This window comes from Vibrio sp. 10N.222.49.C9 (genome assembly GCF_041474985.1).
In the GTDB taxonomy this organism is placed as follows: Bacteria; Pseudomonadota; Gammaproteobacteria; order Enterobacterales; family Vibrionaceae; genus Vibrio; species Vibrio crassostreae_C.
Window position 1 is genome coordinate 1 of the sequence record NZ_JBFRVD010000001.1, and the last position, 17,552, is coordinate 17,552.

General features: G+C 44.1%; 19 protein-coding genes, 1 rRNA gene, 1 pseudogene and 1 riboswitch. Of the genes and pseudogenes, 11 read left to right on the forward strand and 10 right to left on the reverse strand.

The features are described 5' to 3' along the window. Positions 1-75 (reverse strand): 16S ribosomal RNA (locus AB4585_RS00005); the annotation flags it as partial. Between the two features lie 549 nt (positions 76-624). Next, positions 625-1,149: a DUF3087 family protein gene (locus AB4585_RS00010; RefSeq protein WP_065584102.1), complete on the reverse strand. Its 525-nt coding sequence runs from the start codon at positions 1,147-1,149 to the stop codon at positions 625-627. Between the two features lie 256 nt (positions 1,150-1,405). On the opposite strand from AB4585_RS00010, the gene trmY reads away from it, so the two are divergent. Further along, complete coding sequence (trmY, locus tag AB4585_RS00015) at positions 1,406-2,005, forward strand: tRNA (pseudouridine(54)-N(1))-methyltransferase TrmY (RefSeq protein ID WP_017061702.1); 600 nt, start codon at positions 1,406-1,408, stop codon at positions 2,003-2,005. 103 nt (positions 2,006-2,108) lie between these two features. On the opposite strand, the gene AB4585_RS00020 is transcribed toward trmY, so the two are convergent. Next, entirely contained in the window at positions 2,109-3,209 is a 1,101-nt protein-coding gene (locus AB4585_RS00020; RefSeq protein WP_372158336.1) for a permease, read from the reverse strand. 233 nt (positions 3,210-3,442) lie between these two features. Here AB4585_RS00020 and AB4585_RS00025 point away from each other — a divergent pair, with 233 nt between their 5' ends. After that, positions 3,443-3,739 carry a helix-turn-helix transcriptional regulator gene (locus AB4585_RS00025; protein ID WP_004733042.1) on the forward strand — a complete coding sequence of 99 codons (297 nt, stop codon included), beginning with the start codon at positions 3,443-3,445 and terminating at the stop codon, positions 3,737-3,739. Continuing rightward, on the forward strand, positions 3,723-4,307 hold the full coding sequence (gene sigZ, locus AB4585_RS00030) for an RNA polymerase sigma factor SigZ (RefSeq protein ID WP_372158338.1): 585 nt from the start codon (positions 3,723-3,725) through the stop codon (positions 4,305-4,307). The genes AB4585_RS00025 and sigZ overlap by 17 nt, the downstream gene beginning before the upstream one ends. Positions 4,308-4,427: 120 nt before the next feature. On the opposite strand, the gene AB4585_RS00035 is transcribed toward sigZ, so the two are convergent. Together AB4585_RS00035 and AB4585_RS00040 are read right to left on the reverse strand one after the other, a co-directional pair. Continuing rightward, positions 4,428-5,042 carry a YitT family protein gene (locus tag AB4585_RS00035; RefSeq protein WP_017065874.1) on the reverse strand — a complete coding sequence of 205 codons (615 nt, stop codon included), beginning with the start codon at positions 5,040-5,042 and terminating at the stop codon, positions 4,428-4,430. Positions 5,043-5,502: 460 nt separating this feature from the next. Further along, entirely contained in the window at positions 5,503-5,652 is a 150-nt protein-coding gene (locus AB4585_RS00040) for a hypothetical protein (RefSeq protein ID WP_017061698.1), read from the reverse strand. A 29-nt stretch (positions 5,653-5,681) separates the two neighbouring features. On the opposite strand from AB4585_RS00040, the gene AB4585_RS00045 reads away from it, so the two are divergent. The 3 genes from AB4585_RS00045 (at position 5,682) to AB4585_RS00055 (ending at position 8,281) form a co-directional block, all read left to right on the forward strand. Further along, positions 5,682-6,893, forward strand: a complete 1,212-nt coding sequence (locus AB4585_RS00045; RefSeq protein ID WP_017061697.1) for an MFS transporter — start codon at positions 5,682-5,684, stop codon at positions 6,891-6,893. Positions 6,894-7,114: 221 nt separating this feature from the next. Next, a complete protein-coding gene (locus AB4585_RS00050; RefSeq protein WP_372158340.1) occupies positions 7,115-7,840 on the forward strand; it encodes a sulfite exporter TauE/SafE family protein in 726 nt (241 codons plus the stop codon). A gap of 78 nt (positions 7,841-7,918) precedes the next feature. Next, positions 7,919-8,281, forward strand: a complete 363-nt coding sequence (locus AB4585_RS00055; RefSeq protein WP_017065872.1) for an MmcQ/YjbR family DNA-binding protein — start codon at positions 7,919-7,921, stop codon at positions 8,279-8,281. 59 nt (positions 8,282-8,340) lie between these two features. On the opposite strand, the pseudogene AB4585_RS00060 reads toward AB4585_RS00055, so the two are convergent. Further along, positions 8,341-9,081: pseudogene (locus AB4585_RS00060) on the reverse strand (phosphatase PAP2 family protein); the annotation flags it as partial. Between the two features lie 373 nt (positions 9,082-9,454). Next, a riboswitch (FMN riboswitch) is annotated at positions 9,455-9,605 on the forward strand. A 185-nt stretch (positions 9,606-9,790) separates the two neighbouring features. Between AB4585_RS00060 and ribB the strand changes: the two are divergent. Together ribB and AB4585_RS00070 are read left to right on the forward strand one after the other, a co-directional pair. Further along, complete coding sequence (gene ribB, locus AB4585_RS00065) at positions 9,791-10,447, forward strand: 3,4-dihydroxy-2-butanone-4-phosphate synthase (RefSeq protein ID WP_017054827.1); 657 nt, start codon at positions 9,791-9,793, stop codon at positions 10,445-10,447. A gap of 384 nt (positions 10,448-10,831) precedes the next feature. Beyond that, complete coding sequence (locus AB4585_RS00070) at positions 10,832-11,680, forward strand: hypothetical protein (protein WP_136982933.1); 849 nt, start codon at positions 10,832-10,834, stop codon at positions 11,678-11,680. Between the two features lie 131 nt (positions 11,681-11,811). On the opposite strand, the gene AB4585_RS00075 is transcribed toward AB4585_RS00070, so the two are convergent. Then, positions 11,812-12,708, reverse strand: a complete 897-nt coding sequence (locus AB4585_RS00075; RefSeq protein ID WP_372158342.1) for a LysR substrate-binding domain-containing protein — start codon at positions 12,706-12,708, stop codon at positions 11,812-11,814. 154 nt (positions 12,709-12,862) lie between these two features. Here AB4585_RS00075 and AB4585_RS00080 point away from each other — a divergent pair, with 154 nt between their 5' ends. Beyond that, the gene (locus tag AB4585_RS00080) at positions 12,863-13,501 is read left to right on the forward strand and encodes an NAD(P)-dependent oxidoreductase (protein ID WP_372158345.1); all 639 of its coding nucleotides are present in this window, start codon (positions 12,863-12,865) and stop codon (positions 13,499-13,501) included. Positions 13,502-13,578: 77 nt separating this feature from the next. On the opposite strand, the gene AB4585_RS00085 is transcribed toward AB4585_RS00080, so the two are convergent. Next, on the reverse strand, positions 13,579-14,232 hold the full coding sequence (locus tag AB4585_RS00085; protein WP_372169226.1) for a cupin domain-containing protein: 654 nt from the start codon (positions 14,230-14,232) through the stop codon (positions 13,579-13,581). 150 nt (positions 14,233-14,382) lie between these two features. Further along, positions 14,383-15,150 carry an SDR family NAD(P)-dependent oxidoreductase gene (locus AB4585_RS00090; protein WP_372158351.1) on the reverse strand — a complete coding sequence of 256 codons (768 nt, stop codon included), beginning with the start codon at positions 15,148-15,150 and terminating at the stop codon, positions 14,383-14,385. A gap of 105 nt (positions 15,151-15,255) precedes the next feature. On the opposite strand from AB4585_RS00090, the gene AB4585_RS00095 reads away from it, so the two are divergent. Then, positions 15,256-15,594, forward strand: a complete 339-nt coding sequence (locus AB4585_RS00095; RefSeq protein ID WP_372158354.1) for a winged helix-turn-helix transcriptional regulator — start codon at positions 15,256-15,258, stop codon at positions 15,592-15,594. Positions 15,595-15,656: 62 nt separating this feature from the next. Here AB4585_RS00095 and AB4585_RS00100 read toward each other — a convergent pair whose 3' ends face one another. Continuing rightward, on the reverse strand, positions 15,657-16,562 hold the full coding sequence (locus AB4585_RS00100) for a LysR family transcriptional regulator (RefSeq protein WP_136974130.1): 906 nt from the start codon (positions 16,560-16,562) through the stop codon (positions 15,657-15,659). A 210-nt stretch (positions 16,563-16,772) separates the two neighbouring features. On the opposite strand from AB4585_RS00100, the gene AB4585_RS00105 reads away from it, so the two are divergent. After that, the gene (locus AB4585_RS00105; RefSeq protein ID WP_004733012.1) at positions 16,773-17,492 is read left to right on the forward strand and encodes an SDR family oxidoreductase; all 720 of its coding nucleotides are present in this window, start codon (positions 16,773-16,775) and stop codon (positions 17,490-17,492) included. Positions 17,493-17,552: the final 60 nt, after the last annotated feature.

Genomic DNA, 17,552 nt, shown 5'->3' on the forward strand with positions numbered 1-17,552 from the left:
TCGTTTCCGCTCGACTTGCATGTGTTAGGCCTGCCGCCAGCGTTCAATCTGAGCCATGATCAAACTCTTCAATTTAAAGTTTTGATTACCTAAATTAATAGGTGTGACTCAACGAATACTGACTTCAAAACTACTGTGTAATTTTAAAGCTATTACCATTCCAACAGAATGATAATGAATTGACTGTGCCAAGTCCTAAGACTTGATTGGTCACTCTGTTCATTGAAATCAATTTGTTACCGAAGTAACTGCCATTCCTGAGAATGACGTTTTTATATTCATCAACGAGTGCCCACACAGATTGATAGGTTTAAATTGTTAAAGAGCTTTGCTTGTCGAAACTTTCTTTTTACAAAGAAACCCTTGAAAGCGGACGTGAATTCTAGCGATTTAATCTTAAGTGTCAAACACTTTTTAAAATTAATTTCTTTCGAACTTTCCGTCTTACTGATTACCGCTGAAGCCTTATGGCATCTGCCGTGTCAGTGAGGCGGCATTATAGAGATCATCGAAAACATGGCAACCCCTTTTTTGATAAAAATTCAAAAAACTTGCTTAAGTGGCTACTTTTACGTCAAAAGGCTCTTTCGTAGCTCAAAGCTCATACAATAATGGGTGTATTACTTAAAACTTTGCGATTAGATCTTTCGAAAAAGCCTCTATATCTAGCTCAATGCTCCATTTCTCACTCACTTCTAGGATGTTATCTAGCGATTGCTGAACTGTTTTTATCGTCAATGTGTTGTTGTCTAGGTCGTATACCTGTTTTTGCGTGGTGTAATAGAAATAAAGGATGGTCAGCGCGTCTCGGTCGCCTTGCTCAGCTTTGGGTTGAATACGCTTGAGCTTACGATAGATTTGATTATGGATTTGTTTAAGGTTCCATACATAAAGCGCTTCTTTGAAGTAATCATGCCCTTTCACACGGCTCGCGATAAATGCATTCAATGCGACTGATAAGATCACACCTAATACGTTCAAGTGGAAATTACCTGTCGATTCGCCTGCGATTGATTGCCCTGAACCGAATAGCTCGATCAGTATGGTTCCGAATACAATGGCGAACACTGCGAGTGACCCAACCAACGAAACCAACAGCAGGTTCATCTTCTTTCTATATTCTTCTTTATTGATCTTCTGTAACTTCATCGACTACTTCCTTATGTAAGTCACCTAATAATTTGCGCATACTATCTACGTAAACATTGGGTCGCTTCAACCCTTACCATCTTGTAATGTGGTCATTCTCTATTTAATACGCAGAGTTCTTCTGGTTGGCGCTATACGCAACTCTATTTGACTTCATTAATAGAAAAGAGTTACATACCGCCACAATTTTGGTTATTCATCAATTCATGTTGATAAAGCCCGTTTCGCTTTATCACATACTGACAAGGTACATTCCATGCGTTCATTTGTATTACGCGCTCGCGCAGCCCCTACAGAGAGCAAACTTATCTTAGAAGGTGTTGGGCAAGATGCTCATACTGAGATTCTGGCTCATACTCTGATGAACACGATCTTCGTTGCTCAATCTCACCGTGAGAATGTCACCGTACACCTTGTATTAGAAAGTACTAAAGACTTTTCACGTACGATCACTTTCGATTCAAATGAGATCACCAACATTGGTGGCTTTCATGAATCGGCATTGTTATCAGCGGTAGTAAGAGCGGTTGATGCTTCTCAAGGTATGACCAAAGAGCAGACTCGTCAGGTTGAACCGGGAATCGTCGTTCGCACTATGAGCTTTGAAAAACTAGTCAAAGAACTGGCTGAAGACCACCAGCTATACATGATGGATAAGAAAGGTGACTTTATCCGTGATGCAGAGATTGCTGAAAACCCATGTTTCCTTCTTACTGATCACATCCCTATGCCGAAGAAAAGCTACAACAGCTTAAAGCGCTTAGGGACAGAAAAAATCAGCTTAGGCCCGAACATGCTGTTTGCTTCTCAGTGTGTTGTGTTGATCAACAATGAGCTTGATATTCGCGGTTTCTAATCTCCGAACTAATAGTCTCAACGCAAAAAGAGCTCAACTATGTGAGCTCTTTTTTATTATCTATCTCTTTGTATCAATGGTGTTATCTCGAAATCAGACCTGATTAACCAAAGATGAAGCTGTATAGGAAGCCTGCACCCATCGCCATGCTTAAGATAACGAATAGGAATGCTGCAATCATTTGGTTTTTGAAGATTGATTTAAGCAGGATAACTTCTGTCAAACTTGCACCCGCACTACCAATGATCAATGCCATTACTGAACCCAACGCCATGCCTTTCTGTACTAGAGCTGCACTTAGTGGGATTACCGCTTCAGCACGAATGTACAGTGGAATACCAATCACGGCTGCTACTGGAATCGCATACCACATACCTTCACCAGCGTACTGTGCAATTAGGTCTGTAGGAATAAAGCCGTAGATGAATGAACCAATCGCGATACCCATCATTAGGTAAGGGAAAACTTGTTTGAAGTCTTTCCAAGTTGAGAACCAAATTCTCATCCAACGGCTAGGTTCTTTCTTCTCTACGATTTCCACCGTCGCGCTTCCATCCGCTGAGCAGCATGAAACCGTAACTTGTGGCTCTTCTTTTTTCGAATCGCAGCAAGATGTCTCCTTAGTCATTACTGGTGCAGGTTCGCCACATACACTTGTACCACATGAAGATTCTGCTTTAACCGGTGCTGCTTTCTTAGGAGCAGAGTCACCACAGCTAGTGCCACAGCTTGAAGCTGAACCTGTTGATTCATACGCTTCAGGTTTTACGTAACGCTCAAAGCCAAGCTTCTCAAGTGCGTAACCAGCCACTACAGACACCGTCATTGCTACAAGGAAGTAGAACACAGCAACTTGCCAACCGAAGGTAATCACAAACAAACCAATGATCACTGGGTTCAATAGTGGGCTACCAAATAGGAACACCATCATTGGACCGAAACCCGCTCTTGCACGCAGCAATCCTTTTAAGAAAGGAATGGTCGAACATGAACAGAAAGGTGTAATTGCACCCAGTAGTGCTGCTACTACATAACCCTTACCATTACGTGAGCTCAGGATAGATTGAATCTTTTCTGGTGTAAGGAACTCTTGAAGAATCCCAACAATGTAGCTGATCGCTAAGAAAAAGATAATTAGCTCTACTGCTAAGAAAGCGAACATATCAAGTGCGTCTTTCAGCATTGTTAACATTTCATTGCTCATAATTAACTCCAAACTGGATTGAAGGTCGGGCTCTATGAGAAAAGTAACCAATCCTTAATTTCGAATATTCTCGAATTATAGAAATAAACAGCTCCAGAACAAGCATTATTTCGATAAAAATCGAAATTATTTTCGAAAACACAGTTTTTCAATAACTTACATAGACACCGTTTTTAAATTTGAATTCGACATACATTTCGACTAACATCGAAATTAAATCTTGAGGAGTTAATATGAACTTAGAAGTCGTTGCGAAAGCACTTAAAGAGTTGGGGCACCCTATTCGCCTAACCATTTATAAGAGTGTCGTTAAAGCTGGCTACCAAGGCATTGCAGTTGGCGGCCTACAAGAAGAGCTAGGCATTCCCGGTTCTACCTTGTCTCACCACATATCAAGCTTGGCGTCTGCGGGCCTAATCAGCCAAAGACGAGAAGGAAGAACTCTATTCTGCGTGGCGGAGTATGAGTGCCTAGAAGGTGTGATTGATTTCTTACAAGACGAATGTTGCGTAAATGAACAGTGCAACTAATGCACCTTTGAAGATCGAACAAGTCTGGGCCGAGTATAAGCAAGCATTAAAGTCATTCCTGCATTCAAAGGTCAACAACTCTGCGGATGTAGACGACTTGCTCCAAGATATCTTGATTAAGACCTATCAGAACTTAGATAAGGTACAAGATGCTAGCAGTGTTAAGGCTTGGCTGTTCCAGTTAGCCAACAACACCATTATCGACTTCTACCGTAAGCATGCACGCCAACAACGTGATAGCCAAATTGATGCTGAAGATCTGTGGTTTACCGATTTAGACCACGACTCTGAATTTAAGCAGAAACTTTCATTGTGTATTGAACCTTTTATTCAGGCATTGCCAGAACAAAGTTCATCGCTACTGCTTGCGGCCGACATCAAAGGCCAAAGCCAAAAAGAGATCGCAGAAGCGCAGAACGTCAGCTATTCAACGGTTAAATCCCGCGTGCAAAAAAGCCGTGCTGATCTTAAGAACCTGTTTGAAGAGTGTTGTAACTTGTCCCTTGATCAACAAGGCAATGTGATTGATTGCGAGCTTAAGCCGAACGCCAGCTGCGGCAAGTGTTAATCGTTACATCGAATCCGTTATTTCAATAGAACAAAGCCAGCAATTAATGCTGGCTTTGTTGTTTTCATAATCTGCAAATCACTCTTTACTTAAGCAAATCTAGAGCTTGAGCGAACCGAACTATGCTGCTTCCGCTTTTACCACAGGTTGATAGCGCCCCGGTTTATGATTCATTGCTAGAATCAAGTTGGTGACTATCGCACCAAGCACAGACAGAAGAACCAATGACACATCAACAATGAACAGAGAAAGCACAACAATCGTGCAGTCTAATGCCATCTGAACCTTACCTGCTCGAATTCCAAAACGTTCTTGTAAGAACAACGCCAGAATGTTGAAGCCACCTAAGCTCATCTTGTGACGGAAAATCACCAGCATGCCGGTACCAATCAAGCCACCACCAAGTAAAGCTGCATACAATGCATGAATTTCGGCAATTTGAATCACGTGATACAAGTGATCCACGGCGAACGAAACAATCGAAACCGCGATAAACGTATTGATGGTGAAGCGCCAGCCCATACGAGCAACCGACAAAATATAGAAAGGTAAGTTAAGTGCGAAGAACACTTGGCCAAAGCTCAAATCTGTTACTTTGGTAATGAAGATCGCTAGACCAGCCGTGCCCCCGGTGAGCAAACCGACTTGGTTGAAAAAGATAACGCCGAGTGAAACCAATGCGCTACCTAAGATCAGTGCAAGTAAGTTTTCGCGAAGATTATGATCTTTATCCATATGAATGACTCTCCCTGAATCTTTTAACATCGCGTTTCAGTAGTCTTGAAACGATTTATGCCCAAATTTACGATGTTTGACAGATAAGTCGAGTGAACGAGCAATGTTGCTTAGTGATTAGTTTGTATATTAGTTTTTACAGCTTTGTGAAACTTTAAATTAAACAGCTAGTTATAAGCCTTAATTTAGACTTTCATTCTTAATTAGATACTTGTTTCTATTAACTAACGAGCTTCAAGTTTTCTTATTTATTGAGCGCGTTTTATACCAATTCCAATCAAGCGACAATCTATGCATAAAACGCATAGACTACATCACAAATGGTCATTTGATACATACCCGACTCATCACTATGATGCGCGACTTCTTACAACATTGAGCGCATGTCAACACCGTATGTTTTCACAATCTCTTTTTGCCCAACTTGCCAGAATGACGTTATTCCTCGTCATTAGTTTGGTTATTGTGCATCACAGTCAGCCATTGATTGATCTCTTGGCTCAGCATGCCGTAAGCAGTGGTTGCCACCAGCAGTCAGGGCATGATCATTCTGGGCACGAACATCACCATGAGATGACTGACCAACACATGTCAGCGCAAGACCACTCACATCACCACCATTAATTTAAGAGTATTAGAATGAGCATTTTCCGTTTTCCTTTACTGGTATGGCTAGGGATAGGCACACTTATTATCAGTCTAGGGATCAGACAATCATTCGGCATTTTCATGATGCCTATTTCAGAGCATTTCGGCACGGGTCGAGAGTTTTTCAGCTTCTCTATTGCTCTACAAAACTTATTGTTCGGTGTGTTCCAACCTTTTGTTGGTATGGCCGCTGACAAATGGGGAGCAAGACGCATCATTATTGCTGGCGCATGTGCTTACGGTTTGGGTTTACTTCTTACCTCAATTTCTACCGAATCGAGCATGCTTTACGTTTCGTTAGGCGCACTGGTTGGTCTTGGCTTGAGTGCGACAAGTTACGTGATCGTGCTTGGCGCAGTAGCGAAAGTTGTACCAGCAGAGCACGCGGCTAAGGCGTTTGGCTTAACCACGGCTGCAGGTTCATTTGGTATGTTCGCGGTAATTCCGGGCGCACAATACATGCTGAATGAATTTGACTGGCAGAGTGCGATGCAAGTGTTTGGCGTACTGTGTTGTTTGATGATCTCTTTTGCGCTGTTCATGCGAGCGCCTAAAGCAGCCTCAAACAAACAAGCGCAAGCTGAAGAGAACCAAACACTCAAAGAAGCGTTGTCTGAAGCGTTTGCTCACAAAGGTTACTGGTTGATTCACGCGGGCTTCTTCGTGTGCGGTTTCCACGTAATGTTTATCGCAACGCACTTACCGAGCTATTTAGCAGATAAAGACCTACCCGCGAGCAGCGCTGCGATGGCACTGGCTTACGTTGGCATCTTCAACATCTTTGGGTCTTACTTCTGGGGTGTAATGGGCGACAAGTTCAGCAAACGCCACGTTATGTCTGCACTGTACTTAGTGCGTACTGTGGTTATCGGTGCGTTTGTGACTCTGCCTGTGACTGAATCAACCGCGGCTATCTTCGGTGCGGCCATTGGATTCTGTTGGTTGGGTACAGTTCCGCTAACGTCTGGCTTAGTTCGTCAGATCTTCGGTGCCCGTTACCTATCAACGTTGTACGGCTTGGTATTCTTTACTCACCAAGTGGGTAGCTTCTTAGGCGCTTGGGTGGGTGGTCGTATATACGATTACTACGGTTCTTACGAGCCAATCTGGTGGTCAACGGTGGTGCTGGCATTTGCAGCAGCACTTATCCATTTACCAATCAATGACAAGCCCATTGAGCGACTGAAATTGGCAATGGCTTAACGTTTTATGCTGACTCCCCCACTAGCGTAAACAAGTCGTTCCAATAAAGCGAGTGAGTATTGAAAGGAAGCATCCTGAGATACTCACTCGCTTTTTTGTTGGTCGTTATAGTAGAAATTATAACTAGCGAAACTGGCATAAAGCTCACTGAATAATAAGACTATTATTTTAGTTTTCATTTATAGTATCCACCCGCTCCTTTAAAACTAATCCGCAGGCTTATGGAATACATAGATCAGACTGTCCTTATCGCAATGACACTCATTTTTGTCGGCTCGTTTGTGCAAACCGCAATCGGCTTTGGTTTGGCCATTGTTGCAGCCCCACTGCTGTTTTTGGTCTCTCCAGATTATGTGCCTGCGCCTATCTGTTTGATCGGTCTGTTTATCTCGTTATTCAACGCTTTTAAACATAGAGCAAATATCTCTATTGGCGGATTAAAAATCGCATTGCTGGGCCGTATTCCTGGGTCACTGGCAGGTGGTGCTTTGTTGGTGATGGTTTCAACGAGCGTGTTATCACTATGGTTGGGCTTATTGGTAGTATTTGCCGTGATTGTTAGCCTACTGCCCTTTAGACTCGAACCAACCCCAACTAAGATGGGTATTGCGGGGTTCTTCTCTGGGTTCTTTGGCACCAGTTCTGGTATTGGTGGTCCACCGATGGCACTGCTACTCCAACACCAAGATGCCAATCAGCTTCGTGGTAACCTTTCTGCGTTTTTCGTGTTTAGTTCGATCATTTCGTTGGTTGTACAGATCCCAATTGGCTTCTTCACGCTACACCACTTGATCATCACTATACCTTTGCTGCCTGCTGCTTGGTTGGGTTACAAAGTGGCGTTAATGACGACACAAAGCATCCCTAAAGAGAAGATACGCATTGGTTCATTACTGCTATGTTCTCTCAGTGGCTTTACGGCAATCTTGCAGGGTTTAGCTGGCTAGTTATTGGCGATAAAGACAAGAAGAAGAAAGACATCTTAGAAAACCAACACAAACACCCAGTAGATAAAAGGACGCTCTATGACTTACGACGAATTCAACGCATTCTGCGAGTCACTGCCTGCAACCAGTTATGTGATGCAGTGGAATAACTCTCACGTTTGGAAAGTAGGTGGCAAGGTGTTTGCGATTGGTGGTTGGGGACCGAAAGATGAGCCTGCGTTTATCTTCAAGGCGTCCGATCAGAATTTCGACTTTCTCAAAGAAGAGCCGGGCTATAAACCCGCACCCTACTTTGCTTCACGCGGTATGAAATGGATTCAGCTGTTTGAAAGCACGCCAGAAAGGGATGAGGAGCTGAGATACTATCTCATTGAGTCACACCGAATTGTGTCCTTAGGTCTAACCAAAAAGAAGCAAGCAGAGCTAGGGCTCAATCAGTAGCGTTTATTACGTACTGCTAATCTGAGCCCTTCTTTTGCAGTGAGGACGGATCCCTCAGAAGTCTGTTTCAAAAATGCAGGTAAATAGCGTTCTATTTTTTGCTCTGAGATAAGCGGCACCAATAAATAGATCAAACCCGCAAAGGCAATAGATCCGGCTAAGTCTTCTGGTCGATGCATGCCAAGCCAAACACGGCTATAGGCGACACCACCAGCCCAAACCAGTAAACCGCCGACTAGATAAAAGCGTTTCGCCTCTAGGAGAAGACCACCAAAGAACGCCAAACACACACCGACGAAAATCATATGTCCAGATGGGAAAGAGTAATCCGTTTCGCCATGCCAATGACGAGTTCGCCACTCGCTGACCTTATCTTGCACAGATTCAATCGCGGCATTTTTTTCTACCAAAGGCAGCTCGTAAAACAGCTCTGGCATATCAACCACTTCTTGGGTAACTAAGTACTCAGTATATGGGCGTGGACTCTCCGTTGATGATTTAAGGAATGTCTTTGCTGCAAAGCTTAACACCAATAAAATACCAAGCTGCAAACAAAGGCTCACTAGCTTTGCTTTTGAGAACTTTAATGTCAGCACCAACAAAGAGAGAATCGCGAGTGTGATTAGGAACCCTTGATTACCCGCTGAATAAGTCACGAATGTCATCACTGCACCATAGAAAGGCAATACAGCACTTCCAAGGTCGAAGTCAGATCCAAAGATCAAAAAAGGCACTAGAGAATACAAGCTTAAAACGAGCAGTAATAAGCCTTTGGATTTGTTAGAGAACAGAGAAGTCATGGCTAAGATCTTTGAGATAAAGTGGTCGGATGCTATCGCAGCTTAGCATCGCCAATATCAATTTTATGTCAAAACGGTCAGTAAGCCGTCATAGTGTAACAATAATCGATTAAAGGGCCTCTTAAGTATTGAGCTGATGAACTGTCACGCCATCACCAATAATCCAGACCATCCACTTGTGTACATATAGACATCAAAACCCACTAAACATAGCCTGCGCACCGCTATACACCACACGCTAAGGTCTGCCGATAAAGTGAACACTTACCGGATTATAAGGCCAGAATCTGAAAAACTTTGCTGTCAGTCCTTTAAATCCACTATCGAAAGGATTACCATCTGGTCTGCTTTCAAAGCAAAACAAATTATTAATTTTTATTCTCAGGGCGGGGCGAAATTCCCCACCGGCGGTATGTCCTTAGCAAAATCTAAAGATAAGCCCGCGAGCGCTCGATTCGTCGAGGTCAGCAGATCTGGTGAGATGCCAGAGCCGACGGTTATAGTCCGGATGAGAGAGAATGGAAACACACTCGTTTAAGTTGGAAAGGCGCACCTATCTATTGGGTTGATGCCTCCAACTCAGACGGGTGCATTTCGTTTTGGATAAAACCATAATGAGCTAGAGCCTCTTGTAATGAGTAGGCTTTGTTGTGCTCGGTTGAGATCCCTCATACAGCCCTGATTCTGGTGATATTTTAGGAGTTTAACCATGAATCAGTCTTCACTACTTGCCGAATTTGGCGAACCAATCACTCGCGTTGAAAATGCACTGCAAGCTCTACGCGAAGGTCGTGGCGTACTTCTACTTGACGATGAAGATCGTGAGAACGAAGGCGACATCATCTACTCAGTAGAACACCTGACGAATGCTCAAATGGCGCTTATGATCCGCGAATGCAGCGGCATTGTGTGTCTGTGTCTAACTGACGAGCAAGCGAACCAACTTGAACTTCCACCTATGGTTGTTGATAACAACAGCGCAAACCAAACTGCGTTTACCGTCACTATCGAAGCGAAAGTTGGTGTAACAACAGGTGTTTCTGCCGCTGACCGTGTAACAACGATCAAGACAGCTGCAAATCCAACAGCTAAGCCTACTGACCTTGCTCGCCCTGGCCACGTATTCCCATTGCGTGCTCGTAAAGGTGGTGTACTTGCTCGTCGCGGCCACACAGAAGGTACAGTAGATCTTATGCAAATGGCTGGTCTTCAATCTGCCGGTGTACTTTGTGAAGTAACCAATCCGGATGGTACGATGGCAAAAGCGCCAGAGATCGTTGCTTTCGGCAAACTACACAACATGCCAGTACTGACCATTGAAGACATGGTGATGTACCGCACTGAGTTCGACCTTAAGCTTGCATAACGTTTAGCCCTCAATGCTAAACACTTAGTCGTTAAGTCAACTACACTGCGAAGTGAACATTGAAAGGCCTCACTCTTACTGCTTTTAGAGTTAAAGCATATAGGGTGAGGCCTTTTTAATTTCCGTAGCTTGAAACGAGCCTGAAATGGATCGCCAAAGTGTCTCTACTTACCGAAACCTCCCCAACCTATCGTTAGAAAAGCGTAACCTCTCAAAAAATCCTGCAAAATATGAGAAACATTCACTCAAATGGTGAAGTCATGCACCATGATTGATCATCCATAATTTGAGAAAAATCATAAATCAATGAAATATAACACTTATTTATTTTGGCATGGTGTCTGCAATACCACTAAGTAGGTATACAAATATTAGGAGTTGAATATGTTTGTAGTTATTTCAGTGGGTTTATCCCTATTAGTACTTGCAGCCCTGTTTCATTTCTCAAGGAAGAGACAAACAGCGCTATCACACAGGTTTGAAACCTTAGTTCTGCTTAGAGAGTTATTGTTGTTATCACGCAAACACCGCGCGGCAACGCATTACGCTCTGGCGTATAAATTGTCTAGCGACTCGATTCGTAAAGTGAACGAGATTTACGACAACATACTTGAGGTATCTGAGCTGCTTCAATCCCATGTGTCGTTTGACAGCCGCCCTATGTATCGCATCTATCACCTCAAGCTCATCGCTATGCACAGCGACTGGCAAAACCGTAGCTTGGTGCGTAACCAATCGATTCATGGCAAAACAATTCGCCATAGCATGTTCTTGATGGATGAAGTAATGATCATCTGGCTAATTCAGTCTGAGCGTGAAGACATGAGCCGTGAGTACCACATGAATTGGCAACAGATCTTAGATTGCATGGAGATCCTGACCAAATTACGAATGTGTATCCCTGATATGGAGAAGCCTGAGGAGTATTTGAGATTCAAATTCTACGCCTCTCAGACACACAGAAAACTCAACCAGTTATCGATTATCTGCCCTCTTAGTAGTGGGTCACCGGTTTGTACGCGAGCGATGCATGCACTCTCAGAGATCGCATCAAGTAACGAAGCGACCCAACCGGCAGATAGCATGTACGAATTAACCAGTGATATCTCTAGCGTCGTGTCGCAAGTTTACGACCAAGTATTATCCGACATTACGAGAAGCTTGTATCAGCCTTTACCAGACGTAAACGAAAAGGTAATAAATACCCGATTATCCGTACATCATTACATGTAAAGACTTCGTGAGAGGAGAGCGTGCTGGAACTCTGAATTATTGAGTTCAAATCCGATATCACCATTGATATCGGATTTTTGTATTTATGAGCTTTTAAAATTCTATCGCTATGTATCATTGCCTATGAAGTTTCAAACATCGCCAGATTTGATATCGCTAGACCAAGCTTCTGCGGCAAAATCAATGAACTGACGAACAACCGGCAGCTGATAACTACGAGACAAATACACCGCCCACAGCACACTACTCGGTGAAACAAACTCATCCAATATTCGTATCAATTTGCCATTCGCAATCAGTGGGTTGGCTAAGTCACAAGGTAAACGAACTACCCCTTTCCCGTGCTGTGCGGCGCGAGTTAGCACTCCAACATCATTAGCCTTGATAGTGCCAGACACCTCAACTGAATAGTGTTGATTGTCCTTAACAAAATCCCACTTAGAAACATTCAAGTGACGAAAACAATTGTGTTGTCGAAGCGCCTCGACCGTTTCAGGTTCACCATGTTTGTCTAAGTAGGCTTGCGAGGCACACACCACTGAATCAATAACCATTAGCTTTCGTGCAATCAAACTATCATCAGGTTGATCGGTATAACGAAGTGCAATATCGATCCTCTCATCCACCAGCTGAGTAAAGCGGTCTGAGGCAAACAGTTCGACCGTGATATTAGGGTGGCGCTCGGTGAACTGTTCGACCACATCCAACAACATGTGCTGAGTTAAACCAATCGGAGCTGCAATTCGAATGGTTCCAGAAAGATCATCGGTTTGATTGAGTGAAGTAACTTCTAACTCCGCCGTTTCATGGAGTATTTTCTCGCAGCGCTGTAAGGCAACCTCTCCTGCCGCGGTCAAACTCACCTTACGAGTGGTTCTGTGCAACAACCGCTGTTTTAGCCACCCTTCGATCTCTTGAACATGGCGTGAAACCTGTAAACGGCTCATATCCAAATGCTCTGCTGCTTGAGTGAAGCTGGCACAATTCGCAACTTCGACAAAGCTACGCATTGCCGTCAACCTATCCATCACACTTTCCCTTATCCACTGAATAAAACCTATTAGCTAGCTACATAGATACAATCTACATCATTTTATGATATTTATCGCAACCTAGTGAGCTATTAGACTGCAATGGCTGTCGAGAAACAGACTCAATAAATTAGATAATTGGAGAGACATTATGAAAATTGCAGTATTAGGCGCATCAGGTTGGATTGGTAGTCACATCGCTCAAGAAGCTCAAGCTCGCGGACATGAAGTTGTTGCTGTTGTAAGAGATGCAAGCCGTGTAGAGATTAGCGATGTTGAGGTTCGTTCATTTGATTTACAAGATGAAGCCGCAAGTCTAGCAAACGCACTATCCGGCGTTGATGCAGTCATTACTTCGATTGGCGGACGTGCTCTGGGTAATCACGACATCGTAAAAAACACTGCGACTAAATTGCTGGCAACATTACCGAGCATCGGTATCGATCGCCTACTTTGGGTTGGCGGAGCTGGCTCATTAGAAGTAGCGCCAAACGTACCGCTAGTGACTGTTCCTGACTTCCCTGCGGATTACAAAAACGAAGCGCTAGCACAGGGCGAAGCTCTTGAAGTGTTCAAGCAATCTAATAGCGAAGTTAACTGGACGTTCGTTAGCCCTGCCGCAGAAATATTCCCGGGCGAGAAACTATCGACCTACCGCACTGGTGGCGATCAACTGCTCACCGACGAAGATGGTAACAGCAAAATTTCAGTCAGCGATTACGCTATTGCGATGATTGATGAACTCGAAGCTGGCAAATTCCCACGCCAACGTATTGGTGTTGCGTACTAGTCAGCTCATATATAAAAACTAAAAAAAGCCGCTTGTTCAAAACAATGCGGCTTTCTCATCTTTTACTGAGCATTCCTTTAATCCAATGGCAGATGCCCTGTTTTCGCTAGGATAACCGTCTCTTCTTCCACATAAGGAAAATGCTCACTCATGTGTGGGCTGCGCATCCATGTGTGTTTTGGATACTCACCATGTTCGTCTTTAAAGGTGCCAGAAAGTACAAATATCTCTTCACCGCCAAAGTGGCGATGCGGCTGAAAACGTTCGCCAACCGGCCACTTCACTAACGCGACATGCTCGTGTTCGAACTCATGCAGTGGCATCACTTGTAAGCCGCCAATACCCTGAAGCCATTCTGTTTCCAAAGCATTAATACGAACTTGAGTTAAGTCTCTCGCGTCAAACTGGTTGAGCTTAACCAAGATCGTACAGCCATTTTTGCTGGATGGGGAATGCGCGCTGCCCGGCGGATTACGGATATAAGTGCCCGCTGGGAAATCTCCGGTTTCATCAGAGAACACACCCTCTAATACGAAGATCTCTTCACCTTGCGGATGTGGGTGCTCAGAAAACGAAGAGTCAGGATCGTACTTCACCACACTAGTCGTGTGGCCCGATTCTTTCTCTTCTCTTTCAAGTGGCTTACGCCATACCCCTTTTGCAGGGCTCGCGACCCAATCTAGTGGTTCGGTTTCTATAACCAGTCTCTTTGAAAAGTCCATGTTGAGCATAATGACGACCTTACTCTAAATATTGTTTTAATTATTATTGTCTTGCTAATGTCTATTCTACGCGAATAACGAGCGAGGGGGAGACTTCGCTGCTAATTGCTAATTGCTAATTGCTAACAAAGCATCCCCCATATTAAAAACTCGGCTCGATTAATTGCGGCCTGCGATCACACCACCATCAACATCCCAGATTGCACCCGTTACCCAATCGGCACTGTCAGACAATAGGAAAGAGATGCTGTTTGCTATGTCTTTCGGTTGACCCACTCGACCAATTGGGTGAAAAGCATTGAAGCCTTCTAGCGCTTGGTCCACTTCTTCTGGCTTAATGAATGATTCGTAGATCGGCGTTTTAACGACGGCTGGAGACACCGCATTCACGCGAATGTTGTGGTCTGCAAGCTCCATCGCCATATGCTGTGTTAAAGCGTGTAGTCCTGCCTTTGCCATTGAATACGCAGAAGATGGCGTCGCTTTAATAGCTTGTTTCGCCCACATAGAGCCTACATTTACCACGTTTCCGCCACCGTTTTTGATCATCAACTTACTGACAGCTTGAGTGATGAAGAAAGTCGCTTTATTAAGCTGCATGTATTGCTCGTAATCCGACTCCTGATGCTCGATAAACGCTTTAGGGTTAAAGTAGCCAGCCGCATTAACAAGGTAACCAATACCCTCTTCAAGTGACTCTAGATGCGAAATAAGATTCGACACACTTGCATCATCATAAAGATTAGCTTGCCAGCCAGTAGCGTGGCCCAGCGACTGAAGTTCTGATACCGCTTTATCTAACTTAGTTGGGTTATTGCCGACAACCAGCACATGGATATTTTGAGCGACTAACTGCTTCGCTGTTTCAAAGCCCATACCACTTGTGCCACCGATTACGACTGCAATACCATTTTTAGTGAAGTTCATTTTGTTATCTCCTAAGTCATGTGAACGTGGTAATCTTAGGCTTTGAACTAACACTATGAATAGTAAGTACAAATCGGTTAGGTAGGTACTTATTGGTACATCTTTATGAAAAATCAGGAAAACTTTTTTTCAAGAAAATCAGCGCCAGAGCGTTCCGCTCGCATGGTAGAGACCATCTACGGTTGTAAATGGTCGCTCACGGTTTACCAATTACTGGCAAATGGCATCAATCGTCCCGGTGAAATGGTACGCTCGGTCGAAGGGTTATCGACCAAGGTCTTGAATGAATGTTTAAAGCGAAATGTAGCATTTGGAATTTTAGACAAGCAAATGTTCAACGAACTACCACCAAGAGTTGAATACCAAGTGACGCCGTTCGGCGAGAAGTTCTTGTTGATTCTAGACCAGCTGGAAAACCTACAAAACGAAATCGACGAGATGTAAGTTTGAGCCAGTCCAACTATTGCCAAAAACAGCAGACAGAAAAGGAAGGCAACAAGCAGCACTTAGCTCACTGGCATTTGCTCAAAGCGACCTTTTACAAAATCAATGAAGGTTCGAATTCGACTTGGTTGATAGCGGTCTCGATGGTAGATCGCTGAAAAGTCCACTTTCGGCACTATCCACTCATTAAACACCTGCTCCAATTGCCCATCATTGATCTCTTGCAAGCAATAGATGGTTGGTACACGAATAATTCCGTTGCCCGATTTCGCGCCCTGTACTAACACTCGCCCATTCTTACATTGCAGCCTACCCGTCACATGAACATCGACTGTTTTCTTGGTGTCATCCAAAGCTTGAAAGCTCCACTTACGCACAGACCCCGTTAAGCAGTCATGGTGAATGAGATCTTTAGGATGGTTTGGCTTTCCTTTGCGAGCAAAATATTCAGGGCTTGCGAGCGTTCCCATCTCGATGTCCAAAAGCTTTCTCGCGATAAAGCCCGCATCTTCAAGGCTTCCCATACGAAATGCGATATCGAACGCGTCTTCAATCAAGTCGACTCGGTTACTACTGAAATCAAGGCTGATGCTGATGTCTGGGTAGAGTTGCATGAACTCATTGACCAGATCCGCGATGATCACCTCGCCCAGATAACCGCCAACACAGTTTACTTTTATGTCGCCACGTACTTCTTCGACGTCATCCACAGCAGCAATCAAGGCTTGGTCTATATTATCTAAGGCTTGTTCACATCTCGCGTACAGATCTTGCCCTGCGTGAGTCAACCTTAAGGTTCGAGTGGTGCGGATAAACAGTGTCACACCCATCTGCTTTTCTAGGCTGCTCACTTGGCGTGATACGTGGGAACGAGACACATCCAACTCCTCCGCCGCTTTGGTGAAATTACCTAAACGAGCGATCAGCACGAAAGAACGAATATCAGACAGGTTAATTTGATTGAGCATGGCCGCCAGCTTACTAGTGAGGTTATGAGATAGACACTTTTATTGTTGCACCACAGCAACAGTGTTTCAAGTAAAGCGCTATATATCAACAATTCTATTTTCCTTAATATACCTCCATCGCAACGAAGCAAGGCAACAAGCACTTGATTCGAATGCACTTAAACAACCCGTCGTAGCCAACCGACGCAATAAAAGTACAGAGGAAATAAAATGAAAAAACTAATCGTAATTACAGGTGCAAGCTCTGGTATTGGTGAAGCAATCGCTCGTCGTCTAAGCGATGAAGGTCACCCTCTGCTACTTTTAGCTCGTCGTGTTGATCGCCTTGAAGCGCTGAATCTACCAAACTCACTGTCAGTAAAAGTAGACGTAACAGACAAAGCGTCTTTTGATGCAGCAATCGCACAAGGTGAAGAGAAGTTTGGCCCTGTAGATGCACTTATCAACAATGCTGGTGCAATGCTTCTTGGTCAAATTGATACTCAAGACGCACAAGAGTGGAAGACAATGTTCGATGTAAACGTGATTGGTCTTCTAAACGGCATGCAATCTGTACTTGCTCCGATGATGGAACGCAACACGGGTACTATCATCAACATCAGCTCTATCGCGGGTAAGAAAACATTCCCAAGCCACGCAGCTTACTGTGGTACTAAATTCGCGGTACACGCTATTTCTGAGAACGTTCGTGAAGAAGTGGCGGCTTCAAATGTTCGTGTTACCACTATCGCACCGGGTGCTGTAGAAACTGAGCTTCTGTCTCACACAACATCTCAAGAGATCAAAGACGGTTACGATTCTTGGAAAGAAGACATGGGTGGCGTATTGGCAGCTGACGATATCGCTCGCGCTGTATCATTCGCTTACCAACAACCACAGAATGTATGTATCCGTGAGATTGCTCTAGCACCAACTAAGCAACAGCCATAGGCCTTTGCCATCGCTAATAAATAAGCGATGAACTAAAAAAGCGCCACGACTTAACAAGTC